Origin of the sequence: Bacillus sp. ISL-18 (assembly GCF_018613415.1) — a bacterium.
GTDB lineage: Bacteria > Bacillota > Bacilli > Bacillales > Cytobacillaceae > Neobacillus.
Genome location: NZ_JAGGQG010000019.1, coordinates 209,236 through 235,194 on the forward strand (window position 1 = coordinate 209,236; position 25,959 = coordinate 235,194).

A 25,959-nucleotide genomic window follows, 5' to 3' on the forward strand; every position below is an offset into this window, starting at 1 on the left:
CTTAGCTTTCCACTAATTACTTAACTAGATTCAGGGAAATGAATAATCATATTTTTTGTGTGAGCTATTTAGGCATTTCGTTCAGGTGATAAAGAGTGTGACTGCATATGCTGATATAAAATACTTGATGAAAGGGGCATTTCTGTGAGTAATTCATCGGACAATTCAATCATACCTAATTCGGTGATTGATTTACTTGTAAGTGATATTTTTCGAAAAAATGGGATCAGTTTAGACAAAGCGAAAGGAAACTTATCTGAGGAACAAAAACAAATGTTAAAAGATTTAATCAAAGATTTATCTCAGCAAGTGGATTCGTTTGTTAAAAACCCCTCAAACGAAAAGAAAATAGATGAATAAGCGAACCAATTAAGACGCCTGTATGGCGTTTTTTTTAGGCCATTTTTTAAAATAGGCTGTTTTTAGGGACTCGTCCAATCATAACAGGAGACAACCTCATATATTAAATCGAAACTAACAAAAGGAGTGTTTTATAAATGGGATCATCCAGCAGGGATAGACACAAAAGCAGCCGTAGCGAGAAGAGCTCTCGTGACTACGAGAAAAAAGAGTATAAATCCAGCTCCAAGCATGACGACCAAGAAAGGAAACATCGTAATGCAGAAGTAACACAGGAAGCAGGCCAATTCTCTTTTGTCGACCAAGAATCTGATGAGCTAATCTTTATTAAAGATTCTTGCAACGTCAAGGTTCACTCAACTGATACACAAGCAGCTGTTTCCTTACAAGTAGGACTGCAGCTAGCTATTGCGATTGTCGTTAGAATTACAATTGGAGATTCTCCAACAGGGCAAAGTGTTTTGCAAGATCTAATGCAGGTTTTTGATTCAGAACAGACAAACAAGCAAAAAGTTATTGTCGAAAATTCAAAAGATATCTGTATTACAACTACTGATACAGACTTATCTGTCAATATTCAAGCCCTATTACAAGTACTTGTTTCATTAGTGGTTAAGTTAGACGTTCTATAAAAAAACAATAAGAGGTGAAAAAATAACATGAGCGAAAATAAATGGAAAGCATTGGATCACTGCGATGATAATTGTAAAGAAAATGAAGCAAACGTTTCACAAGAAGGAGACCAAGTGACTTCAACAACACAAGAATCCTTTGAATGGATTGTGGTAAAAGATTCTGAAGGCGTCACTGTTCACACAACCGATACTCAAGCAGCAGTTTCCCTACAAGCTGCCATTCAGGTTGCCATTGCCGTTGTCATTAGTATCACGATTGGAGATTCAGAAAAAGGCAGTGCAGTTGCACAAGATTTCAAACAATTCTTCAAATCCAAACAACGTAATTCTCAAAAAACGATCATTCATGGAAGTAAATGTGTAGAAGTGACGACAACAGATACTCAAGTCTCTGTGAATATCCAAGCGTTACTTCAAGTTCTAGTTGCGATTGTTGCAAAATTAGATGTTCTTTAATTAAACGGTTTAAACAAAAACAAAAAAGGCTGCCCATCGGCAGCCTTTTATTATTTAGTCGTTTCCTCATTTTGTGAAAGATTATAATTATATTTTGAACGGTCAACAGGTGTAAAGTTTTTTGGCGTATAGAAACGTAATAAATCGCCATTTACTACTTTATCTGAAAAAGTAAGTTTTTCCTGGACCATCTCTTTGTATTTTTTTGCTTCAACCAGTTTGTCCGATTCTAACTTAAGCCCAGTCGCTGAATCAAAATATTTACCATCAATCGATGATATTGTTGGGCTCACATAATCACCGTTTCGGAATGCCACTAAACTATCATGCTGTTTAGACAGTAAGTCCGTACCAAATTGAACATTATCTTTTGTATCGATACCTAAAAGATGAAGAACAGTTGGCAGAAGGTCAACTTGACCGCCATACTCATGGTTTACCCCGCCCTGCACGCCAGGAACACGGATAAACAACGGTACACGCTGTAATCCAGCACTATCAAAAGGTGTAATTTCTTCTTTGCCAAGTACTTGTGCCATCGCTTTATTATGATTTTCAGAAATTCCATAATGGTCACCATACATAATAATAATGGACTTGTTATATAGCCCAGACTTCTTAAGATAATCAAAAAATTGCCTTAATGCCTCGTCAGCGTATCGAGCCGTTTGGAAATATCCATCCACAGACTTATCACCTGTTGTGCCCGGTGCGATCGTTGCATCTTTTTGATTCATCGCATACGGATAGTGATTGGCAACCGTAATAAATTTAGTATAAAACGGCTGTGGCAATGATTCCAATAACGGGATGGATTGCTGATAGAATGGTTTATCCATTAAACCATATTCTGCCTCATCGGATGAATTAATCTGATAATAGTTGGCATCATAAAACTTGTCAAAACCAAACGATTTATAGATTTCATTGCGATTCCAGAAACTTCCGGAATTACCATGAAAAACAGCGGAAGTATAGCCATTCTGCCCTAAAATAGCAGGTGCAGCTTGGAATGTGTTTAACCCTTTTGTTGTAAAAACAGATCCCTCTGGTAAGCCAAACAAAGAATTCTCGAGCATAAATTCTGCATCAGATGTTTTTCCCTGCCCTGTTTGATGAAAAAAGTTATCAAAATACATGGTATTTTGCTCTTTGATCAATGAGTTTAAAAACGGTGTAACCTCTTCCCCATTTAACTTATAATTGATCAAAAAGTTTTGGAAGGACTCGAGGTGTAAGTAAATCACATTCATACCCTTACCTTTAGCAAAGTAAGCCGGGTTTGGTTCGGCATAGTTAGACTTTGTGTAGTTAATAACGTCGGTAATATCATCACTGCTAGCCATTACTCTTTGTGCGGATGCATGTGTGCTCTTCACTGCATCATAGATCGTGTAATTATACATTCCTAGATATTTGACAATATAATTTCGGTCAAATCCTCTAGTTAATAACTGTGGGCGATCCATTTCCGCCAGCGATAAGTTTACGCAGGAAACCATCAGCGCTAAAGAGTATAATACAGAAATCTTTTTACGCTTAATATCGATCATCTCTATCTTAACAAGCCTGAATGCAAGTAAAGCAACTAAAACGATAAAGTCCAGAAAGAATAGTATGTCATATGGTTTTAATAAGGTAAGCACACTTCCACTCACGTCCCCAAAGTTTTGAGTCTGTGTCAGGGTAGGCAGTGTGATAAAGTCGTTAAAGAATCGGTAAAAAACCACATTCGCAAATAATAGAAAAGATAATAAGAAATAAATAACCATCATCGAAATATATTTCTTTCTTCCTTTAAAAAAGGCGGATATTCCTAAAAAAATCAAGGAAGAACCTAATGGATTAAAAAACAAAAGAAATTTTTGCAATGTATTTTCTATGCCCAATTGAAATTGTGTTAACTGGACTAAATAAGTTTTCAACCATAGTAAAAGAACAGACAAAAATAAAAAGCCAACATATTTATTTAAAATACTTTGACCCTTAATTAGTAACTTATTCATGTTTCACATCACCTCATAGTGCAATATTATGACAAAAAAGATTGGACAATAAAATAGAAGTTTGTACCCAAATTCACTAACATATATCTTAACAGGTAAATATGAACAATTCATGAACAAAAGTTAAAAATGTTTCGGTATGGACAGAAGAAACTACTGGGTAAGAGAATGAATTCGGAAGTGCGTAGGAAAACTATCTCTGTGCACTTCAAGGAAGGAGGCACTAGTCCTGAACAACTTTTCTAACACTTTAAGGAGGGTAACGATGGGAATATTAAGTGGGAATCCAAAAGACGAGCCCTTACATTATGGCGAGGTTTTTGATATTTGGGCTTCACAATTAGCTGGAAACAATATGATTTCTGGTTATAAAACAATGTTAAATCATGCTGGTGATGAGGATTTAAAAAAGGTACTTCTTGAAGCAATCGAAACAGGCGAACAGCAAAAGAAACAGATTGAAGAACTTTTGAAAGAAAATGGAGTTGGTTTGCCACCAGTTATGCCTGACCCGCCGGAGGCTTGTTTAGAAGACATTCCAATTGGTGCCAGAATTCCGGATCCAGCGATTGCAGCTACCCTTGCAGCAGACACGGCTGCCGGTTTAGTCGCTTGCAGTCAAGTCATTGGAATGTCCATAAGGGAAGATGTTGCCATGATGTATGGACAATTCCATACTCAAAAAGCAGTACTAGGTGCAAAGATTTTACGCCTAAATAAAGAAAAAGGCTGGCTGATCCCACCACCGCTTCATCTTACTAAACATCACGACTGTTAAGAGAGCGCATTTCAAGCTCTTTTCATCATCCACATTGGAGGGATTTTAATGTCTACACAGGACTCTAAGCAGCCAAATAATAATGCAATAGAAAGTCCCCAAGGATCTGGTTCTGAATATCACCGTGAGCACGCAGGGAATGTTCCAGATTATGGTGGAAACAGTATGGAGCAAATCGCTAAAGACGAATTAAAAAATCAAACCGACAATACAAATATGTAATCAAAAGCAACAAAGTTTACAAGAAAGAGCCTTTATTAAACATAAAAGGACAGTATTATGTTACTGTCCCTTTATGTTTAGATTGGTGCTTTCTGTGCTGTTAATCTATTTCGGCCAGTCATTTTAGATTCAAGCATTAATTGGTCAGCCTGGATATATCCTTTTTCTATTGATAGTCTCTCATTTAATTTAAAAAAATAAAGACCCATAGAAGAAGTATATTGAACCTGTATCGTTTCACCTTTGTACTCTAAGTTTAAAGTGCAATTTTCAATGTGCGTAAGAATTTGGTCTAACAATAAGGTTGTTTCCTCATAATCTTTATTTCGAATAAACATAGTGAACTCTTCGCCGCCACTCCTAAATAAGAAATCATTCTTCCCAAGATAGGTTTGAAGTTTTTTGGCAAAATGGATAATGACTTGGTCCCCAACGGCATGATTAAAGTTATCATTTATTCTTTTAAAATTATCAAAAAAGGTGATCGTATTTTGCAGGACAAAAGAACCGATGTTATAAAAGATGTGGAGAAACTCCTCAGGGTCATCCGTTTTTGTTACTTTTTTATAAAAATAGGCTGCAATCCGAAAAAGGGATTCATATACTAATAAACCTGCTGGACCGAATATTAAAATAAACGATAGACTGTAATTGAGCCCATAATCAATCGTAACATTCCCTTTTTTACTAATTGTTCGTAAATGGAAAGAAAGGACCGTAAAGAACCAGTAGATGAGTAGTGCTTTGAAAAAAAACGTTTCACCGAAGAAGTGACTCTTTGGGAGTAATGAGCCTAACAGTGATACTAAAAATAAGATGATGATATAAATTTTATCCTTGCTCATACTGGATTGGTCCTCTCTCCATCTACTTTAGTGCTTTCATCATTAGAAGTTATGAATCGTCCATAATAAATAATAATAATAATAATATACTAACAAAATATTAAGATATAGGTAATCATTATTTTTAATTAACTTTAACTTTTCTAACTATTTGTAGATTTATTCCTTCTGGATGGTATAGGTAAAATAAAAAGTCCATCCCAGTGTCGGAATGAACGTTTTACCTATGAAATTACACCAAAAACTCATGCGTTTTATTGTAATAAATAAACCCGTTCGGGTCTGCCAACTGTTCCATAGGACAAATCAGCTTCAATTTTTTCAATTGATACTAAATGTTCGAGATACCTTCTTGCGGTAGTTCGACTAACGCCTACCTCTTTTGCAACAGTTTCTGCTGTAAGTCCGGTGGTTACTTTTCCAAGGACTTCGATAACTTTTTCAAGTGTTAGAGGATCGATTCCCTTAGGAAGGTAAGCCCTTTCATTTGTGGTGTTATCATTCTCTTTCCAAAACAGTTTGTCAACCTCCTGCTGTGAGATATAGGAATTCTCCTTGGTTAGTTTTAAAAATTTGGCGTGATATTCCTGATATCGTTGCAAAGACTGTTTAAATCGTTCAAAAATCACCGGTTTAATAATGTAATCAAACACACCTAACCGAATGGCCGATTGGACCTTATCAATCTCTTTAGCCGCTGTAATCATGATAACATCCATTTGTTTCATTTGGAGCTTTGTTTCTTTTAATAAGTCTAATCCGTTCATATCAGGAAAATACACATCAAGGAGGATTAAATCTGGCTGCAGAACTTCTATTAACGTTTTAGCCTCTTCATAGCTAACCGCAATTCCAACGGGTTGAAAGCCCTCTATCAGATCAAGAAATCGTTTCTGGATTTCTGCAATTCTCAAGTCATCTTCAACTATTAACACTTCGATATCTTTGTTCCCCTTCATGTAACATCCCCCTGCACTTTGGTATGGCTGCCGTGAAAATGGTCCCTTCCCCTTTCGTTGATGAAAATGTCAGATAGCCGCCTAAGTCATGAATGGCCGTTTGTGCCAAGCTGAGACCGATACCGGAATTACTGTTTGTCTTTTTGGTAGAAAAACCCGGTTTAAAGATGTAATCCTGAACTTTAGGGTCTATGCCAACTCCATTATCTTCCACCTCAATAATTAATTCCTTGCCAAGATCCGTTAAAAAGAGTGTGACTTTTTTTTGATCTTTTTGGCTCTCCCTTACTGCCTCAAAAGCATTGTTGATTAAATTGCCGATAATCGTTACTAACCTATCTCGACTAATTTCAACAGGTACATCTTTAAAACTGCTGCCGCGATCAATGGAAAGGCCAATTTTCAATTCGCTGGCGAGACTAACCTTCCCTAAAATAAATCCCGCGATAATCGGATCAGGTATCTCTTTCATTAAAAATTGGATAAAACCTTGCGCTACATCTACTTCTTTTGAGATAAAATCAATTGCTTCTTTATAAGAGCCAAGCTGAATGAGGCCCAGCAATGTGTAAAGTCTGTTCGAGTATTCATGCGTTTGGGCCCGCAATCCCTCTGCATATGCTTTAATATGAGATAATTCCTTTAATAAATTAGCCAGCTCTGACTTATTACGGAAGCTTGCAACCGCACCGATTACCTCTCGTTTTTTATCAAAAATGGGAATGCGGTTGGCGAAATATACATCACCGTTAATGAGAATTTCTTGGTCATATTCCGCCTGTCCAGATTGAACCACTTCATACAGTTGGGTATTTTCAAGGACTGTTTCAATTCGTTTGCCACGTAAAAGGACTTCATTCGGTACACCTAAAATGGTATGAGCCGTTTCATTTACCACCGTAATTCGCCCAACCGTATCGATGGCAATGATTCCTTCATGAATAGACTCGAGGATGGCATGTTTTTCCTGGTACATCCAGGCAATCTCTCTCGGTTCTAACCCAAAAATCGCCCTTTTGATATTTAACGAGATTAGTATGGCTGCAATCAGACTCCCAATTAAGATGATTAAGGTGGTAACAAAGATTTTTCGCTGTATTTTTGCTACTTCTTTTTGAATTTCTGTCTGAAGATATCCAACTGAAACTACTCCAATTACCGTTCCTCCACTAATAATAGGCGCTTTGCCTCTTAGTGAAGGTCCCAGTGTACCGGTCGATTCTGAGATTACCGATTTCCCTTTAAAGACACGGCCATTATCACCGCCAACCATTTTTTGGCCGATTCTGTTTGGATTGGGGTGGGAATACCGGATTTCGTTGCGGTTCCCAACCACGATAAACTCGGCTCCAACCTGTTTTCGAATTTTTTCAGCGATCGGCTGGATGAGTGCCGAAGGATCATTCGTTTGAAATGCAGTCTGGATATCCGGCATATTTGCGATGGTTTGCGCAACGGATAAGGCCTTCGTGCCAATCTCATGCTTAAGATTGGACTCCATAATATTTTTAAAGGAAAATTCGATAATCGTCCCCATGATAATAATTAATATAGATATTCCAAGCATTAATTTCGTATGTAAACGCATGCATACACCTCTAACTCCATTATATAAAAAAAACTCCTTATTAAAAGGAGTTTTTAAACTATTTAAAAAATTTACCCTTCCACATTAATAATAACTTCCTTTCCTCTCCGCTTCATTATAAACGGTATTACTAACCAAAGAGCGGTAATTAGTAGAAAGACAAGCGAAATTGGACGAGTAAAGAAGACACCATAATCCCCGTTTGAGATCGTTAAGGCTCTTCGTAAATTATTCTCCACCATTGGTCCCAAGACGAGACCAAGAACAAGCGGTGCAATCGGGTAATCATGTTTACTGAGGAAATATCCAAAAATCCCGCACCCGAGTAAAAGCAACAGATCATTGGTTGAAACTTGAACTGCATACACACCAAAAATAGACACGGCGATAATCATTGGAATTAAATATTTCTTAGGTGTTTCAATGATTTTCGCAAATACTTTCACAAGCGGCAAATTGAGGATGAGGAGCATGATATTTCCAATAAACATACTGGCAATTAATCCCCAAGCTACCTGTGGATGGTCTTCAAATAATAATGGACCTGGCTGAACATTATACATCATTAATGCACCCATTAAAATGGCTGTTGTACCGGAACCAGGGATCCCAAGCGTCAGTAACGGAATCATTGCACCGCCAGAGGCTGCGTTATTGGCTGATTCCGGTGCAGCTACCCCGGCAATCGCACCCGTACCAAATTTGGAAGGGTTTTTCGAAATTTTTTTCTCTAGTAAATAAGAGAAAAACGAGGCAAGTGTTGCACCGGCGCCTGGTAAAATACCAACAAAGAAACCTAAGATTGAACCGCGGGCAATCGGACCTGCTGACTCCTTAAATTCTTCTTTGGATGGAAGTAAATTAGTTATTCTAGCAACCTCGCCATCTTCGTCTTCTTTTTCTAAAATGGTCTTAAATACCTCGCCAAGTGCAAACAATCCTACGGCAATGGTTAGGAATTCAATCCCTTGAAAGAGCCAGGGAATGTCAAAGGTAAATCGGGAAATTCCAGAAACTGTATCAATTCCGATTGTCCCAAGCAATAAGCCGCATACTGTCATGATTAATGCCTTGGTAACTGATTTTCCAGCAAGACCGCTTACTGCGCCAAGGCCCAAGAGCATTAATGAAAAATATTCGGCAGGACCGAATTTGAGGGCCACTGCGGATAACGGTTTTGCCAACGCAATCAAAGCAACTAATGTAACTATCCCTGCCACAAACGAGCCGATAGCTGCAATCGATAGGGCGCTTCCTGCTCTTCCTTTCTTAGCCATTTGATACCCATCGAGAGTAGTAACCACTGAGGAAGACTCACCGGGGGTATTTAAGAGAATAGAAGTGGTTGAACCGCCATACATCGCCCCATAATAGACGCCTGCTAATAGAATAATTGCACTGGTAGCTGCCTGTTCCGGCGGGAGACCACCTGTGATGGAGGCTGTGACGGGAATAAGTAATGCTACCCCGCTCATCGGTCCAATTCCTGGGAGCACCCCAACAGCGGTACCAATTAACACACCAACAAAAGCAAATAGGATATTATACCAAACAAGTGCTGTTCCAAATCCTTGCAATAAATAATCGAGTGTACTCATCTTTGCACCCCTTCTAATGATTCAAGTCTTATCTAAAACCAAATTGGCCAGCCTGGAAGCGTTCCCTTTAAAACATCTACAAATAAGAAATAGACGATTCCTGAGAAAGCAGCCGCAATTATAATAGAAGAAAGTAGTTTTTTTCTCTCCATGGCTTGGAAACAAACCACTAGAAAGAGAAAGGTGGTAATGACATATCCGACCGATTCAAGGGTTAAGATATAAACCAACGTAGCAATAATAATAATGACGAAAGGCTTGTACTGCAATTCCTCTTTCTTGCTATGGCCATACTTGTTAATGAATGTTTCATAGAATAATCGGATACTAAGTAAAACTAGAATAATTCCGAGGACAAATGGAAAAATATCAGGGCCGACGACACTTCCATAGGAAGAGCTCGAAATATGTTTGCTCCCAATTATAAACAGAACACCGACAGTTAAAAATAAGATAGATGCAAAGCGATCAAATTTTATCTCCACATGAGTCACCCCCTATAAAAATAAGGAGGAGATTTACCCCCTCCCCTTTCTGCTTACTTCTGCATCCCCAAGGCAGTTAATAATTGTTGGACCTGCTGATCTTGTTCTCCTAAGAATTTTTTGAAGTCTGAACCGTTTTTGTATTCTAATTCCCAGCCCTGTGTCTCAACTTCTTTTTTCCATTCAGGAGATTGAACTAATTTATCAATGGTTTTTTCCCAATAGCCGAAAGCTTCCTTAGACATTTTTTCAGGACCAAAAATCCCGCGCCAAATGGTAAACTCGGCATCAACTCCTTGTTCTTTTGCGGTTGGAACATCCTTAAAATCGCCAGCTAATCGTTCTGAAGCTGTAATGGCCAGAACCCTTACTTTTCCTGCTTTTAAAAACTCCTTTACACTCGACGCATCGGTACCAATAACATCGGCATTACCACCAAGCAGGGCCGTAATCGCTTCCCCGCCGCCATCGTAAGAGACATACTTTATTTTGGTTGGATCTACTCCAAATTTATAAGCAGGAAGGATAGAAATTAAATGGTCCATCGAACCTGGAGCAGAACCGCCAGCAAACGTTAATTTTGTTGGATTTTTCTTTACTTCTTCTAACACTGATTTTAAATCCTTAAATTTGGAATCCTTTTTGACCACGATTGCCCCATAATCTTTGGTTAGCTGTGCGAGTGGAGTTGTATTTTTGTAACCATATGGACTGTTCCCTTCCTTTTTTAGATTGTTGATAATAATGGGAGGTGAACTCACAAACAGCATGTCATTATTTTCAGCTTGCTCTGTTGCGTATTCGGCCATAAAGACAGCGCCTCCGCCGCCTGGCTTATTCTCTACCGTCATTGGCTGGTTGACTAGTTTTGTCTCACCTAAAACCTTTGTAAATGAACGGGCCGTTAAATCCCATCCTCCCCCTGCCCCAGATGGAGCCACTACGGTAATCGCTTTTGTAGGATAGCCTGTACTTTCCTCTTTTTTACCTGAATTCGTTCCTGCTGATTCCTTACTACTGCTGCAAGCCCCCAAACTTAATGCCAAAGCACCTGCACACATCACTGTTGAGATTTTTTTAAAAGAAAACATTTTACTTCCCCCTTGTAAACGTTTTCTTAATTTTACAAAATTTACGAGTGTTTTAAATATTGTATATTTAAGTCACATTAAAAACTTAATCACCATTTTGTTCATAAACTTCATGAAACCAAAAAGAATACCACTAGTTTTGTCTCTAGTGGTCCTCTTTTTATTGTTTACTTTTTGTCAATCTTGCTATATTCTATCGTCCCTGTTTTAAGAGATATTTAGATGTATTTTCTAAGATTGCTAAGCGGATAAGTTTCACCTTTATATCCTTACTAAGTGAAAGCCATTCAGGTTTATTAATTTTCAACTGAAACTCCCCCTTCAGATAATAGTTCAACATTTATTTAATCAATCCAATGGTTTGATATAACAATTATTCATATTTATGTTCTTCCCGTATCTCCAATGAGTCTAACCTTCTTTTCATCACCAATTTATTTGAAAATTCTACAAATATTTCATCTAGTTATTTGGTTCTAGTTAAATCAATTATTTTACTTAACATTAGTAGTATATTACTAATTTTCGAAATTTTTTTAATTGATAGTTTATTAGGTAAACGAAGTATGTTAGTATTTCTTTGATTAAATAACACTTGGAGGGAATAAGTGATGAAAAAGAAAAAAGTATTCGGATACATACTATCAACCGGCATTCTAGCTGCTACACTTGGATGTGGCACCACGGCAGTTTTTGCAGAGCCATCCACAACGCCAAATGGACCATGGGTACAGGACCAACAGAACCTTTCCTTTGAAAGTTTTATGTCGAATGAACAATTAGAAGCAAAATTGAAACAATTGGAACAAGCCTCTAATGGAAAAATGAAGTTGGAACAATTTGGCACATCCAATGATGGCTATCCCCTTTATGTTGCGAAACTAGGCGATAATAATCCAAACAAAAAACGTGTACTAGTGTATACGCAAATTCATGGCAACGAACCGCTTGGTACTGAAGCTGCTGTCGAGTTAATCCAAAAACTATCAGCTGGAGGCAAAGAGGCTGCTAATATATTGGACAAGGTAAATGTTTGGTTCGTCCCTCGAGTCAATCCGGACGGTACAGCAAATCAATACGAAGGCAAGCCATTCCCTGTTAGATACTCGCACCAAACTTGGAATCCAGAAGAATTAGGACTGCCAGCCGGCACTACCGCTCCTTGGTATTACAATGCTGAAGGCAGTGAACGGGCGCAAAATAATGAGGGAAAAGTCGTATACGGAATCCCTGGTTTTGACCTGAATCGTGATTTCAATCCAAATTACGACTTTAATATAAACGACGAAATTAAAAAGGATCCACAAAAAGTTGCCAATCTCTTAAATAGCACTAGCACGAACAATGGTTCACAAGCATCATTTGTCTTTTCGCCTGAAACACGTGCCTTAACATCATTAGTAAAACAATTTAATCCGGATGTGGCGATTGACCTTCACCACCGCGGTTTTAACCAATTATCAGAAGAAGACAATCGTTCCGTCTCTATTCAGCTTTTAGCTCTATTTACAACTAAACCATACGTAGATCCTTTCAGTGGAAGGACGTATAAAGTGGATAGAGATGTAGAAACATTTAGCAAAAAGGTAAATGCAGTTGCCTATGAATCCTTACAGCGGGGAAATTCCTCTTACGGGGCGATTCAAAAATATCCTCAGGTTAACTATCCAGGATCAGGATTAGGCGCCATTCAATTAAATGGAACTGCCACCATGTTGATTGAAATAAAGGGACAAACCCAAACATTGGGTCAAAAGCAAAATGGGATGTTAAAGGAAACAGCAAAAGTACCGGTTATGGCTGTTCTTAATAGTTTAGCAGATGGTTCAATTGAGAACGTAGATCCGGCAGTTTATGATGCAATCCCAGATTATTCATTGCCAGTAAACGCAGGCGGGAATAAATAAAAATAATGATACAAGGGATGGGCTTTTTTAAGCTCATCCCTTTTACTTTTTTAAAAACCTATTGATGACTCTCCATTTCGAGAACGGGAGGAATATCTTATCACCCCCAAAGTTTTTTACTTTTTGTGTAAGGAAACCTAACACATTCAATGAAATCCTTATTTTTCTCCTATATACTTCAACGTACAACCAAATAAAGGTTTCTCTACTTTTAAAAGAGGAACAAAAATTGCTCTCTAGGGTTCCGTTTAAAGAGGTCTTGAAAGACTCCTTTAAGGACTGGTCCGAGAGGGAGCGTACAGTTATCTGTATACACGGAGGGATAAAAGCCCGGGAGAATTTTATTTATAAAATTCTCCCGGGCTTTTTCTTTTCCAACCACAACGGAAAAGGATGGATGAAAATGAATGGAAAACCAACACTTGTAAAATCGCTGAAACTTCACCAAGTTGTCTTTATGGGGCTGGCCTGGATGACACCAATGATCTATTTCACTGTCTATGGAGTTGCCTTCGAGGCTGCCGGAGGAATGCTCGCTGCTGCCTATGTAACAGCATTTATTGCAATTTTCTTTACTGCCTATAGCTATAGTCAAATGGTCAAGGCCTATCCCATTTCTGGTTCTGCTTATATCTATACGAAAAAAGCAGTCCACCCCATTGCTGGATATTTGGTTGGATGGGCCCTTTTATTAGATTATATTTTCTCACCAATTATTGCGATTCTGACTTTCGGGATTTTTATGAATACGGAATTCCCTTCTATTCCTGTTTTTGTATGGATTATCGTGATGAACGTTGTCCTAGCCATTGTTAACATTGTTGGTATTAAATCAGCTGCACGTGTTAGCGGCTTGTCGGTCCTTTTCCAAATTGCCTTTATCATTCTCTTTTGTATTTTAGTAGCGAAAGATATTCTTACTGGCCAGACTGATTCTAACTCTATCCTCTCTTTAGCCCCATTTTTTAACGATCATATTTCTGTTGGCGGAGTTCTATCGGGCGCTGCGCTCATCTGTTTTTGTTTCCTCGGCTTTGACGCTGTGACAACAATGGCAGAAGAGACAATTAATGCAAAGAAAACGATACCTAAAGCGATTTACCTGATTGTCGTCATTGCCGTCATTATGTATCTAGCCATATCTTATTTATCACAAATTGCCTTTCCAAATTTCACGTTTACCAATCCAGATAATGCCGCATACAGCCTTGTTCAGCTCGTTGGCGGCAACTTGTTAAGCTCGCTCTTTATCATGGTACTAATCGTAGCGACTTTTACACAGGGTGTCTCTTCCGTAACAAGTGTCAGCCGCTTCCTTTTTGCTCTAGGCCGTGAATCGATTTTACCAAAAAAATTATTTACGACGATTCATCCAAAATATAAAACACCTGTTTCCAACATAGTGTTTGTTTCGATCATTTCCCTTTCAGCTGTGTTTATTAACCTTGATTCAGCTGTGTTATTTGTAAGTTTTGGCGCACTAACTGCGTTTACCTTCGTTAATCTCTCAGTTATCTTTCATTACTATATCAAGCAGAAAAGAAGGTCACCAAAAGAAACATTTTTGTACTTAGTCTTCCCTCTCATTGGTGCTGGTTTTATCGGTTGGCTGCTTACGTTGCTTGATAAAACCACCCTTATGATTGGATTGATTTGGGTAGCTGTTGGGTTTGTTTACCTAATTGTTAAATCAAAATGGGAAGTGGCTAAGGAAAGAAAATACTCCATTTCAAAGGTTAAACAAATAGCTGACTAATAAAAAACCATGTTAGAAAATGTAACATGAATGTTGTTGAATCCCACAGCCAAACGATATACTAAATTCATCTTAAATAAAGGTTTCCACAAAAAGTTGGAAACAAAAAGCTGTCTAGGGTTCCGTTTAAAGTTAACTTTAAAGACTGGTCCGAGAGAGAGCGTACAGTTAAGCTGTATACACGGAAGGATAAAAGCCTGGGAGATTCATCTCCCCATGGTTTTTATCCTTTTTTTATTACTGAATAGGAGGAAAAAAACATGAAGACTCTAGCACCATCAAAAATTCCAAAAATGATTCCAGCGGGCGGAAAATGGTCTAATCTGATCAGACGTGGAAAGCAAATCACCTTTACTGCTCTCGAGGAGGGTGCGAATATTTCCCTGCTGCTATATAACGCAAATGATCTGTCCGAACGTTACAATATGCCGGATACCCTGAAAGCCCAGCACACTGCCCATTTAACAAAAGGACATGTCCTCATGAGCGACAACGGCAGGGTCCTTGCGAGCATCATTGAAGATTCACTCGGCTGGCATGATCCCCTTTCAGGCTACACTTCACGGGTATTTACCAATCAAAAATATGGAATATCAACTTATCAAAACGAACGGAATGATTATTACAGAAGCGGCGAAGAAAACTTTGCAGTGGAGCTATTCCGAAATGGTTTAACTCCTCGAGATCTTATGCCAGTCGTTAATTTATTTTCTAAAGTTTATTGTGATAATGATGGAAATTTGCATTATGTTTCAGATCACAGCAAAAAAGGTGACACCATCACGCTGAGAATAGAGATGGACGTTATTTTAGTTTTTTCCAATACACCGAACCCGCTAAATCCAGCGGCCACTTACCCATCCGTACCTGTTCAAGTGATCATTACCGAAGCTGAACCCATTCAAGAGAATGATTGTTGTTTCAACCATCGTCCAGAAAACCAGCGTGCATTTGAAAATACATGGGAATACCTTTCACTTTCCAAAGGAGGAATTCAATAATGGCCGTTTTAAATCATGCAGTTAGTGACAAAAAAATTGAAAATGTATTTTTTCACAAAACCATCCCTGCTGGGGAAGGTTGGATCTACACCCTTGAGCCAGGTCAGGTTCTTCGAATCGTCGACCTAGAAGGAAATCAAGCGGCAGATACACTTTTTTATGACGCTGATCAACCTTCTGATCATTACAGTGCCGTCAATACCATTCAAAGGCAAGGTAACGTTTATTTATCAACAGGATCCGTGCTTGTCTCCGAATCCGGTAAAGAGCTAGTAAAAATTGTCGCAGATACATGCGGCCGTCACGATACACTTGGGGGTGCCTGTTCAGCGCAAAGTAACACCGTTAGGTATTCGCATGATACCCTGTCAATGCATAATTGCCGCGATACCTTCATGCTCCAGTTAGCCAAGTATGACAGCCGGTTTTCAAAACGCGATTTGGCTCCAAATGTTAATTTCTTTATGAACGTCCCTGTTACGCCAGAAGGAGGATTGACATTTGAAGATGGTGTCTCAGCACCAGGCAAATATGTTGAACTGCAGGCCATTAGCAGAACGCTTGTCTTAATCAGTAACTGCCCGCAGCTTAATAACCCTTGTAACGCCTATAACCCTACACCTATTCAAGTTTTGCTTTGGGATAAATAACCACAACAAAAGGAGTGCTCATCCATGTTTAAGAATGTATTAATTGCTAACCGCGGTGCAATCGCCGTTCGAATTGAAAGAACATTGCGAAAGATGGGCATCCAGTCTTTCGCAGTCTATACGAAAGCAGATCAAGACTCTCTGCATGTCGAACTCGCCGATCACGCCATTTTAATCGGAGATGGAGCTGCTAAAGACAGCTACTTAAATATGGAATTAATCTTAAAGACTGCTTTAGACCATAATGTAGATGCCATTCATCCAGGGTATGGTTTTTTAAGCGAAAATGCTGATTTCGCCCGTGCTTGTCGTGAAAAAGGGATTACCTTTATTGGGCCTACTCCCGAACAGATGGAAGTGTTTGGTTTAAAGCATTCCGCACGTGAAATTGCTGTAAAGGCTAATGTTCCGCTCCTTCCTGGAACATCACTTATTACTGAGTTAAGCACTGCCTTAGTAGAGGCAGAGCGGATTGGCTATCCAGTGATGTTAAAAAGTACTGCCGGCGGCGGCGGGATTGGAATGCGTGTATGTCTAGATCAAAATTCCCTTCGTGATGCGTTCGAATCCGTCTCGAGGCTGGCAGAGGCCAACTTTAATAATGGTGGTGTATTCTTAGAAAAATATATCCAAAAGGCACGTCATGTTGAGGTTCAAATTTTTGGAAACGAGTTTGGTGAAGTGGCTGCTCTCGGTGAACGTGATTGCTCAATTCAACGCCGCAATCAAAAAGTCGTTGAAGAAAGTCCAGCCCCGTGCCTCCCTGCTTCCGTAAGAAATGATATGCTGGCTTCTGCGAAACGATTAGCCGCGGAAGTCGGCTATCGGAGTGCCGGCACGGTCGAATTTTTATATAATCCAGATGAAGAGCGCTTCTACTTCCTCGAAGTGAATACACGTCTTCAAGTGGAGCACGGTGTGACAGAAGAAGTTTTGAAGATTGATTTAGTTGAATGGATGGTCCGTGAAGCAGCCGGTGACTTACGTTCTTTAGATTCACTGTATTCAACACCAACAGGTCACAGTATCCAAGCTCGCATTTATGCTGAAGATTGCTTAAATGATTTCCGGCCGAGCGGCGGTCAACTTGATAAGGTTCAATTTTCAGATACTGCCCGTATTGAAACATGGGTTCGAGATGGTTTGGTTGTCACTCCTCTTTATGATCCCATGCTTGCGAAAATCATTGTCCATGCAGAGACACGTGAAGAAGCGCTGAATCAATTAAGTTTAGCCCTCGGGCAAACCCGACTTTATGGTGTGACTACAAATCTTCAATATATACAGGCGCTTTTAGAAGAAGAAGATTGCCGAACTGGTAATGTCCATACGCAAATGTTAAAGGAATTCTTCCCGGATGAACGTGCGATAGAAGTACTAGATGGCGGCATCCAATCAACTGTCCAGGATTGGCCGGGCCGGATCGGTCACTGGGATGTAGGTGTACCCCCTTGCGGACCTATGGATCCCTTTTCTTTTAGGATAGGGAATAAATTACTTGGGAATGAGGATCATGCTGCAGGCCTTGAATTAACACTTCGCGGCGGTTCCTATAGCTTCCGCAGTGATATGAGGATCGCTCTTACAGGTGCTGATATGAATGCCAAGCTCGATGAAAAGGATGTTCCCATGTATCAGGTGCTATCTGTTAAACGCGGCCAAGTGTTGTCCTTTGGTGAAGCGGCATCCGGTATGCGAACCTATATATTAGTAGCAGGCGGATTGGATATCCCGCTTCATCTCGGCAGTGCATCAACATTCACACTCGGCGGGTTTGGTGGTCATGGCGGCCGGGCCCTTCGCACCGGAGATGTATTACGTGTAAATAACAGTAAGACTTTTACAGTAAGTGTGCTTCCTTCCATAAAACAGCCTCCTATTAAACGAAACTGGACCATTGGGGTAATTCCCGGTCCACATTGTACGGAGGAATTCTTACTGCCTGATTACCTAGATCAGTTAACGAATACAAGCTGGGAAGTTCATTTTAATAGTTCGCGGACTGGTGTCCGCTTAATTGGCCCTGCCCCGCTTTGGGCACGAGAAGATGGCGGCGAAGCAGGTCTCCATCCATCGAATATACACGATAATGCCTATGCGATTGGAACACTGGATTTAACGGGTGATATGCCAATTTTACTTGGACCCGATGGCCCTAGTTTGGGTGGGTTTGTATGTCCTGTCACGACCGCATCAGCTGAATTCTGGAAGATCGGTCAGCTTCATGCGGGCGACCATATCCAGTTCCAGTTACTAACTCTTGAAGAAGCAGATGAATTACGTAAACAACAGGAGGAGTTCCTGGAAGAAATTTGTATAGATAATCCAAGTGTTTCTGCAGTTCCTTCCTTGCCTAAAGAAATTAGACAGTTTACACCTGATTACCCAATTTTAAAAAGAACAGCAAAAGGTAACTTCCCAATGTCTATTCGCGCAGCTGGTGATGCAAACATTCTGATTGAATATGGAGATTTAGAGCTTGATCTTCTCCTTCGGTTTCAGGTTCACGCTTTAATGGAAGCCATCAAGGCGCAAACAGAAATTCCAGTTCTTGATTTGACACCGGGCATTCGTTCACTACAGGTTCATTTAGATTCAAACAAAATGTCAATCCTATCAGTCTGTGAAATGATCGAATCTATTAATGAAAAACTGCCTCGCTTAGAGGAAATGGAAGTTCCTTCGCGGATTGTTCGTCTGCCCCTATCATGGGATGATCCGGCTACAAGACTGGCAATTGATCGCTATCAACAAAATGTTCGCCCAGATGCTCCATGGTGCCCTAGCAATCTAGAATTTATCCGCCGTGTGAATGGTCTCGATGATATTGAAGATGTGAAGAGAATAGTTTTTGATGCCAACTACCTTGTGCTCGGTCTTGGTGACGTTTATTTAGGGGCTCCTGTTGCTACACCAATTGATCCCCGTCACCGTTTAGTGACAACGAAGTACAATCCGGCGCGGACATGGACACCGGAAAATGCCGTAGGAATTGGCGGCGCCTATATGTGCGTATACGGAATGGAAGGGCCAGGAGGTTATCAATTTGTTGGCCGTACGGTCCAAGTATGGAATCGACTTCGTGAAACAAAGAGCTTTCAGGCTGACAAACCATGGCTGCTTCGCTTCTTTGACCAAATTCAATTTTATCCAGTCAGTGCCGAGGAATTGCTTGAAATGCGCGAGGACTTTTTACGTGGCCGTTTCGAAGTGGATATTACGGAAACATTCTTTAAACTAGGCGACTATTTAACCTTCCTTGATTCCATTAAAGAAAGTACTGACGGCTTCCGCGAAACCCAGCAAGCTGCCTTCCGTGCGGAGCGTGAAAGCTGGCGGAAAAACGGTGTTGCTGAATTTGTTTCCGAACATGAAGTAGTAGAGACGGTCGAAGAAGTTCTGCCTGAGGGTGCTGAAGGGGTTCGCACCGCCCTGCCAGGAAGCATTTGGAAAGTTCTAATTGTTCCAGGTGATGAAGTGAAAAAAGGTGACACATTAATAATAGAAGAAAGTATGAAAATGGAGTTTCCACAGCTGGCCCCATGTGACGGATATGTTCATTCTGTCCATGTCTCACCTGGAGATGAAGTTCATTCAGGTCAGTTGATTGTCTCTATAACTAAAGAAAAGCGAGGTGCGCACGATGCAAACCATCAACATGTTACAAACACTGTTCTTTCATGATTTGAAGAAAAACTATTATTCTAAAAAACTTACCCCTGAGGCTGTTTGCAAGGAAATTGTTAAACGTGCTGAAGCAGACAAAGCGTTTAATATTTGGATTACTCCTCCTTCGATGGAGATGATCCAGCCCTATCTTGATGGTTTGAAACACATGGACCCAGAGCAAACACCGCTCTGGGGAATCCCTTTTGCGATTAAAGATAATATTGATTTGGCAGATGTACCTACCACTGCTGGCTGCCCTGACTATTCTCACACCCCTACTGAGCATGCGACCGCAGTGAAACGCTTGATTGAAGCAGGAGCAATTCCCATCGGCAAAACAAATCTCGACCAATTTGCAACAGGACTTGTAGGTACACGCAGCCCTTTTGGAGAAACGAAAAACGCCCTCTCCCCCGACCTAATCAGCGGCGGCTCAAGCTCTGGTTCTTCGGTTTCCGTTGCTCGGGGACTTGCGGCTTTTTCCCTGGGTACAGATACCGCAGGTTCGGGCCGTGTACCTGCAGCATTAAATAGGCTTGTAGGCTTTAAGCCAAGTCTTGGCGCTTGGCCGGTGAAGGGAGTGGTTCCTGCTTGCGCAAGCCTTGATTGCGTAACCGTCTTTGCTAATAGCCTCGCGGATGCATTCCTTGTTGATGAAGTAGTCCGCGGGTTTGAGGAAACTGACCCTTGGTCTCGTGAGCTAAAACGCAGCACAAATGCATTGCCGGAAAAAGTTCTGCTTTTAAAAGAAGAACCTGAATTCTTTGGCCCGTTTGCAGACGAGTATCGGCAAGCTTGGGAGCAGACTGTTAACCGGATTAAGAGTCTTTCTATCCCAATTGAATTCATCGATGGAAGCTTTTTTGCTGAGGCGGCTGCGATCCTTTATGATGGACCATGGGTGGCGGAGCGCTGGTCCGATTTAGGATCCTTCATTCAGTCGAATGAAGGAGCTGTATTTCCAGTAACAGAAAAGGTGCTACGTAATGGAGCCAATCCCGATTATGATGCCGCCTCTGTTTTTAAAGCCATTCACAAACTGCAAGCATTTAAACAAAAAGCACATCAACATCTTAAAAATGCCGTTTTGATTATGCCTACTTCCGGTGGTACCTGGACACGTGAACAAGTACGGGAAAATCCAATTGAAACAAACAGTAAAATGGGACTTTATACGAATCATTGTAATTTATTGGACCTGTGTGCGATTGCTGTACCTTGTGATGATGCTGCGGAAAATCTTCCTTTTGGAGTCTCGATGTTTTCTAGTCATATGAATGAACACTTGATTGCTGGCCTATCGGATTTATTTTTAAATGGTGTAGGTTCCACAGTTAATAAAACTACTACACTAGTAGCAGTTTGCGGCCTTCATATGAGAGGATTTGCGCTTGAAAAACAAATGAAGGATCATGGGGCGTTATTTGTTCGAGCAGCTAAAACCGCTCTTAAATACAAAATGGTTAAATTAGCCACTCTTCCTCCAAAACCAGGATTAATCCGTACAAATGATCCAGGGGCTTCGATTGAAGTGGAGTTATGGGAAATGCCTTTGTCAGAGCTTGGATCCTTTGCTGCTCTAATCCCTTCGCCTCTAGGACTTGGAAGGGTTGAACTGGAAGATGGGACTGAAGTACTCGGATTTGTATGTGAAGCCATTGCTGCCGAAAATGCCGAGGATATTTCATATACTGGCGGCTGGCGCTATTTATGATGAATATAAAGGCCATGTAGACAAACAAGGTTCTACATGGTCCTTTTTTCTTTTAAAGCTGACACTTAGGGCGTCTATACCCTTGATTGACAATCCAATTGGTTTTTTCATGCCATGTTTGGACAGCTCAAGGCAGTAATCACGCGGGACTGGCAGAAGTTTTAGCCATGTTCGGACATCTCTAGCCACTAAACACGCGGAGCTGTCCGAAGTCTTGCCATGTTCGGACAACTCAAGCCACTATTCATGCGGAGCTGTCCAAAGTCTTGCCATGTTCGGACAACTCTAGCCAGTAATCTCTCGGAGCTGTCCGAAGTCACACCAAGTTCGGACAACTCAACCCAGTAATCTCTCGGGGCTGTCCGAAGTCACACCAAGTTCGGACAACTCTAGCCTCTAATCCCGCCGTGCTGTCCGAAGTCTTGCCATGTTGGACACCTCTGACCACTAATCATGCGGAGCTGTCCAAAGTCTTGCCATGTTCGGACACCTCTAGCCACTTATCCCCCGGAGTTGTCCGGAGATTAGCTATGTTCGGACAACTCACCCCTGTAATCACGCGGAACTGGCCGAAGTAAATTATAGTTCACTCTAGTCCACTAATTCCACCTCTAGCCATTTCCGTACACTGTTAATAAACCAAATCTTTGAGCTTTGCCGCAAGTCCTCCATTGTTAAGACTTTCTCATGGATCTTTCCATCTTTGATTAATTTCTCTCGGAAGGTACCGGCCAGCAAGCCGCAGTTCACAGGCGGTGTCCATAATTCCCCCTCTATCTCCAAGACAAGGTTTCCATTCGTAAACTCCGTTAACTCCTCATTTCTATTCCTAAGTAATACATCAAAAACGTCCGCAGGCTTCGTTACCTGAAAATTAGTATAAACCGATCGATTGGTTGTTTTGTGATAGTAAAACGGATTATCCATATCAATTGATTTATCGGCAAGTATAACCTTTATTGGGGCTGGCATAGGTAAGACCGGTTGTCCATCTAGTGTTACTTCACTTTCCTTATTTACCAAGAGCCGCACTTTTAACTTACCGATACAGTTTAACCGGGAGAATACATCCAATTCCCTCTGGATTTCCTCCATTTGAATAGAAAACCCAAAGTATTTGGCTGACTTTTTCAACCGCTCCATATGTTCATTTAATAAGAAATACTGACCGTTATCTAGGAGTAAGCTTTCTAATAGGTCAAACTCAGGTCTATCTTCCTCCAGTAAACTCGCTTTTGCAAGAACTTCTTCATATTCCCCTTCAGATGTAGAATCCCAAGTAATCCCTCCTCCTACCCCATAAGCTGCTCGACCGGATTGCTGATCAATCAAGACGGTTCTAATTGGAACATTAAATACTGCTTCTTTATTTGGAGATAGATAACCGATGGCTCCACAATACACCTCACGCGGCTCCGGTTCCAAGTCCGCAATTATTTTCATCGTGCTGACCTTAGGTGCACCGGTTATCGATGCACATGGAAAGAGTGCCTTAAAAATATCAACAAACTCCGTCTTTTCAGCAACGGTTGCTGTTATAGTCGAAGTCATTTGATATACAGTTGGATAGGGTTCGATGTCATACAGTTTTGAGACTTTAACGGTCCCTAATTCCGCGATAACAGATAAATCATTTCGCAGCATATCGACAATCATGACATTTTCAGCTCGGTCTTTTTCGGAAAGGTAGAGTCCTCGGGCATTCGCCTCGTCCTCTTCAAAGGACTTCCCTCGTTTAATGGTCCCTTTCATTGGCCGAGTAGTAATCTTGTTACCCTCCAAACGAAAAAACAATTCAGGTGATGCCGATAAAATACTATGCACCCCCGTATTAATATACGCACAATAATCCGAAGTCTGTGCTTTTTTCAATCTCTCAAAAAAGGCATAATCATCCCCTTGAAATTGACTATGCAGCCGGATTGTATAGTTTGTTTGATAGGTATCCCCTCTCTCAATCCCATGCTTTATCGCATGAATGGATTGAGTATATTCTTCTAAACTAACGGATGGCTCCCACTCTGTTAGTGTATAAGATCCTTGACTGCTAATGATTTCGCCGCCGGGTTCCGTAAAGATTCCAAACCATAATAACGGCATTTTGCTGTCTGAATTTGTACTAAATGCAGCGTCAAATGCCGCCGCGCTTTCGTATGATAAAAATCCTGCGGCGTAGTAGCCATTATTTACTTCTTCCTGAACAAGCTGAAAACAAGGTAATACTTCCTCTATGGTTAATGCGGCTATCACTTTTTTTGGCTCTTTAAATATAAGGGGTTCAATTTTACCGTCTCTATTAGCAAATTCAAAAACGATCCATGGTACTCTATGTTTTGTATCCATCGTAACTTCCTTTAATAATAATTTTATTACATTATAAATAGTGACAATAATTAATCTGAAAAGCAACTCTTTTCCTTTTATTTTATCTACTATTATAATAGGTTATAGAGCATCGAAGAATTAAAAAGGAGCTAGTGAATATGATTAATGTTTTATTTGTCTGCCTGGGGAACATTTGCCGTTCACCAATGGCGGAAGCCTTATTTCGTGACTTAGTAAAAAAAGAAGATTTATCTGACCAAATAAAAGTCGATTCCGCTGCTACCAGTTCTTGGCACATTGGATCAGCACCCCATAAAGGAACCCTTGCAATTTTAAAGAAATATAACATCTCCGCCAATGGTCTGGTTGGACGACAATTAACAAAAAAGGATTTTGAAAAGTTCGATTATATTGTTGGAATGGATGAGAGTAATGTAATGAACATCTTCGAAATTACCGGAAAGCCTAAGCATCCCAAAATTCTTCGCTTGCTTGATTTAACGGAGCATAAAAAGGATGTGCCAGATCCCTATTACACTGGCGATTTTGAAGAAACCTACCAATTAGTTTCCGAAGGATGCATGGCCTTACTGGAGAAAATTCATACCGAACATGCTTAAGATTACCTTATTCAGCTACTTAGTTGCTGTTTAATGAGCCAAATTAGATATATGAATTTTTGAGGTGAACTTCTTGGGGGAAAAATCCACTCGAATCTATCTATTATTTCTTTGTTTATACGCCGTCTCCTATATGGGTAATGCCGTTTACGGTACATTTATGCCTGTCTACTTAAAAAGTATTGGCTTAAGTCAGACATCCATTGCTACCCTATTAAGCTTCGGCCCATTGATTGCGGTTCTGGCGCAGCCACTTTGGGGAAGTATCGGCGACCGGGCAGAAAGCAAAAACCGTGTTCTTCAGGTCTTGTCATTAGGAAGTTCGGTTTCCATCCTGTTCCTCCCGATATCTAATCAGTACCTTTATTTATTGACGATTATTTGTGTGGTCACCTTTTTTCAAACGTCGATCAATCCCTTAAGTGACGCCATTACATTAGAACATCTAGCCCGGACAAAATGGAACTTCGGACCGATCCGATTGGCTGGTACCATCGGTTTTGCTATTATGTCTGTTGCTTTTGGGATCGTCGCAAAAAAGAATATTAATAGTATCTCGATCGTTTATTCACTAGTGATGCTATTTACGCTGATCATCTGTACGCAATTGCCTAAAATAAAAGGTCATCAGTCTAGTAAAAACAAGGTTTCTCTCTCAGTTTTATTAAAAAACAGAAAACTTATGTTGTTTACCTTATTAAATTTTATCGTTCAAATTACCCTTGGGTATTATTACTCTTTTTTCCCTATTTATTTTAATCAGCTAGGAGCAGATAATCGTTTGCTTGGCTGGTCGATGCTTTTTTCATCGATAAGCGAACTGCCTTTCTTACTTTATGGCCATAAAATCATCGAGAGATTTGGTATTCCTGTTGTCTTGGTTGCAACTGCTTTTTTCGCTGGACTGCGCTGGCTGTTCTTTTATTTTGTTCACAATCCGTATCTGGTCCTGCCGATTCAAATGCTGCATGGATTAATTTTTATCGTATTATCCGTAACCCTTGCGATCTACATCAATCAAGAAGTTCCCAAAGAACTAAAGGCCTCTGGGCAAACGCTGAACGGTTTGCTAAGTTTAGGTTTGGCTAGAATTATAGGCAGCATGGCAGGCGGGATTGCCAGTGAATATATCGGGATGCGGGAAGTATTTTTATACAATGCAATGGTTGCTTTCCTTACCTTTTTGGTATTTATCTTTATTTTCTTAAAAGAATCGAGAACCGTACAAAAGGCGACGGTTTAACCATGCAATATTCTATAGCAAGTCATTCCTCACATTTATCCAAAAAAAGCT

The 25,959-nt window shown here is 40.3% G+C and carries 21 protein-coding genes and 2 riboswitches; of the genes, 13 read left to right on the top strand and 8 right to left on the bottom strand.

What is annotated here, in order from left to right:
* Positions 1–144: 144 nt before the first annotated feature.
* The 3 genes from J7E81_RS24185 to J7E81_RS24195 all read left to right on the top strand — a co-directional run bounded on the left by J7E81_RS24185 (position 145) and on the right by J7E81_RS24195 (position 1,451).
* Entirely contained in the window at positions 145–360 is a 216-nt protein-coding gene (locus J7E81_RS24185) for a spore coat protein (protein ID WP_215046309.1), read from the top strand.
* Positions 361–497: 137 nt separating this feature from the next.
* Positions 498–992, top strand: coding sequence for a spore coat protein (locus tag J7E81_RS24190; protein ID WP_215046311.1), 495 nt, complete (start codon positions 498–500; stop codon positions 990–992).
* Between the two features lie 27 nt (positions 993–1,019).
* Complete coding sequence (locus tag J7E81_RS24195; protein ID WP_215046313.1) at positions 1,020–1,451, top strand: spore coat protein; 432 nt, start codon at positions 1,020–1,022, stop codon at positions 1,449–1,451.
* A gap of 50 nt (positions 1,452–1,501) precedes the next feature.
* On the opposite strand, the gene ltaS is transcribed toward J7E81_RS24195, so the two are convergent.
* Positions 1,502–3,457, bottom strand: coding sequence for a lipoteichoic acid synthase (ltaS, locus tag J7E81_RS24200; RefSeq protein WP_215046314.1), 1,956 nt, complete (start codon positions 3,455–3,457; stop codon positions 1,502–1,504).
* Between the two features lie 265 nt (positions 3,458–3,722).
* Here ltaS and J7E81_RS24205 point away from each other — a divergent pair, with 265 nt between their 5' ends.
* Together J7E81_RS24205 and J7E81_RS24210 are read left to right on the top strand one after the other, a co-directional pair.
* Positions 3,723–4,235: a DUF3231 family protein gene (locus J7E81_RS24205; protein WP_215046316.1), complete on the top strand. Its 513-nt coding sequence runs from the start codon at positions 3,723–3,725 to the stop codon at positions 4,233–4,235.
* A gap of 48 nt (positions 4,236–4,283) precedes the next feature.
* Complete coding sequence (locus J7E81_RS24210; protein ID WP_215046318.1) at positions 4,284–4,457, top strand: hypothetical protein; 174 nt, start codon at positions 4,284–4,286, stop codon at positions 4,455–4,457.
* 77 nt (positions 4,458–4,534) lie between these two features.
* Here the strand turns inward: J7E81_RS24210 and J7E81_RS24215 are convergent, their stop codons facing one another.
* The 6 genes from J7E81_RS24215 to J7E81_RS24240 form a co-directional block, all read right to left on the bottom strand.
* Positions 4,535–5,302: a GGDEF domain-containing protein gene (locus J7E81_RS24215; protein WP_215046320.1), complete on the bottom strand. Its 768-nt coding sequence runs from the start codon at positions 5,300–5,302 to the stop codon at positions 4,535–4,537.
* 254 nt (positions 5,303–5,556) lie between these two features.
* On the bottom strand, positions 5,557–6,261 hold the full coding sequence (locus tag J7E81_RS24220; RefSeq protein ID WP_215046322.1) for a response regulator: 705 nt from the start codon (positions 6,259–6,261) through the stop codon (positions 5,557–5,559).
* Positions 6,224–7,849, bottom strand: coding sequence for an ATP-binding protein (locus tag J7E81_RS24225; RefSeq protein ID WP_215046323.1), 1,626 nt, complete (start codon positions 7,847–7,849; stop codon positions 6,224–6,226). The genes J7E81_RS24220 and J7E81_RS24225 overlap by 38 nt, the downstream gene beginning before the upstream one ends.
* 71 nt (positions 7,850–7,920) lie before the next feature.
* On the bottom strand, positions 7,921–9,447 hold the full coding sequence (locus J7E81_RS24230) for a tripartite tricarboxylate transporter permease (protein ID WP_215046325.1): 1,527 nt from the start codon (positions 9,445–9,447) through the stop codon (positions 7,921–7,923).
* 32 nt (positions 9,448–9,479) lie between these two features.
* Positions 9,480–9,932 carry a tripartite tricarboxylate transporter TctB family protein gene (locus J7E81_RS24235; protein WP_215046327.1) on the bottom strand — a complete coding sequence of 151 codons (453 nt, stop codon included), beginning with the start codon at positions 9,930–9,932 and terminating at the stop codon, positions 9,480–9,482.
* A gap of 53 nt (positions 9,933–9,985) precedes the next feature.
* Positions 9,986–11,023 carry a Bug family tripartite tricarboxylate transporter substrate binding protein gene (locus J7E81_RS24240; RefSeq protein WP_215046329.1) on the bottom strand — a complete coding sequence of 346 codons (1,038 nt, stop codon included), beginning with the start codon at positions 11,021–11,023 and terminating at the stop codon, positions 9,986–9,988.
* Positions 11,024–11,634: 611 nt separating this feature from the next.
* On the opposite strand from J7E81_RS24240, the gene J7E81_RS24245 reads away from it, so the two are divergent.
* From J7E81_RS24245 to atzF, 6 genes are all read left to right on the top strand, one after another.
* Positions 11,635–12,930: a M14 family zinc carboxypeptidase gene (locus tag J7E81_RS24245; RefSeq protein ID WP_215046331.1), complete on the top strand. Its 1,296-nt coding sequence runs from the start codon at positions 11,635–11,637 to the stop codon at positions 12,928–12,930.
* Positions 12,931–13,155: 225 nt separating this feature from the next.
* A riboswitch (guanidine-I (ykkC/yxkD leader) is annotated at positions 13,156–13,269 on the top strand.
* A 64-nt stretch (positions 13,270–13,333) separates the two neighbouring features.
* The gene (locus J7E81_RS24250; protein WP_215046333.1) at positions 13,334–14,686 is read left to right on the top strand and encodes an APC family permease; all 1,353 of its coding nucleotides are present in this window, start codon (positions 13,334–13,336) and stop codon (positions 14,684–14,686) included.
* Between the two features lie 103 nt (positions 14,687–14,789).
* A riboswitch (guanidine-I (ykkC/yxkD leader) is annotated at positions 14,790–14,892 on the top strand.
* 54 nt (positions 14,893–14,946) lie between these two features.
* Positions 14,947–15,687, top strand: coding sequence for an urea amidolyase associated protein UAAP1 (locus J7E81_RS24255; RefSeq protein ID WP_251028842.1), 741 nt, complete (start codon positions 14,947–14,949; stop codon positions 15,685–15,687).
* Positions 15,687–16,337: an urea amidolyase associated protein UAAP2 gene (locus J7E81_RS24260; RefSeq protein WP_215046335.1), complete on the top strand. Its 651-nt coding sequence runs from the start codon at positions 15,687–15,689 to the stop codon at positions 16,335–16,337. Before J7E81_RS24255 ends, J7E81_RS24260 begins: the two co-directional genes overlap by 1 nt.
* Before the next feature lie 24 nt (positions 16,338–16,361).
* Complete coding sequence (gene uca / locus J7E81_RS24265; protein WP_215046337.1) at positions 16,362–20,021, top strand: urea carboxylase; 3,660 nt, start codon at positions 16,362–16,364, stop codon at positions 20,019–20,021.
* A complete protein-coding gene (gene atzF / locus J7E81_RS24270) occupies positions 19,981–21,720 on the top strand; it encodes an allophanate hydrolase (protein WP_215046339.1) in 1,740 nt (579 codons plus the stop codon). The genes uca and atzF overlap by 41 nt, the downstream gene beginning before the upstream one ends.
* A gap of 591 nt (positions 21,721–22,311) precedes the next feature.
* Here the strand turns inward: atzF and pabB are convergent.
* A complete protein-coding gene (gene pabB / locus J7E81_RS24275) occupies positions 22,312–24,063 on the bottom strand; it encodes an aminodeoxychorismate synthase component I (protein ID WP_215046341.1) in 1,752 nt (583 codons plus the stop codon).
* Between the two features lie 140 nt (positions 24,064–24,203).
* Here pabB and J7E81_RS24280 point away from each other — a divergent pair, with 140 nt between their 5' ends.
* Both J7E81_RS24280 and J7E81_RS24285 read left to right on the top strand, forming a co-directional pair.
* Positions 24,204–24,665, top strand: coding sequence for a low molecular weight protein-tyrosine-phosphatase (locus J7E81_RS24280; RefSeq protein ID WP_215046343.1), 462 nt, complete (start codon positions 24,204–24,206; stop codon positions 24,663–24,665).
* 73 nt (positions 24,666–24,738) lie between these two features.
* Entirely contained in the window at positions 24,739–25,908 is a 1,170-nt protein-coding gene (locus tag J7E81_RS24285; RefSeq protein ID WP_215046345.1) for an MFS transporter, read from the top strand.
* Positions 25,909–25,959 lie beyond the last annotated feature (51 nt).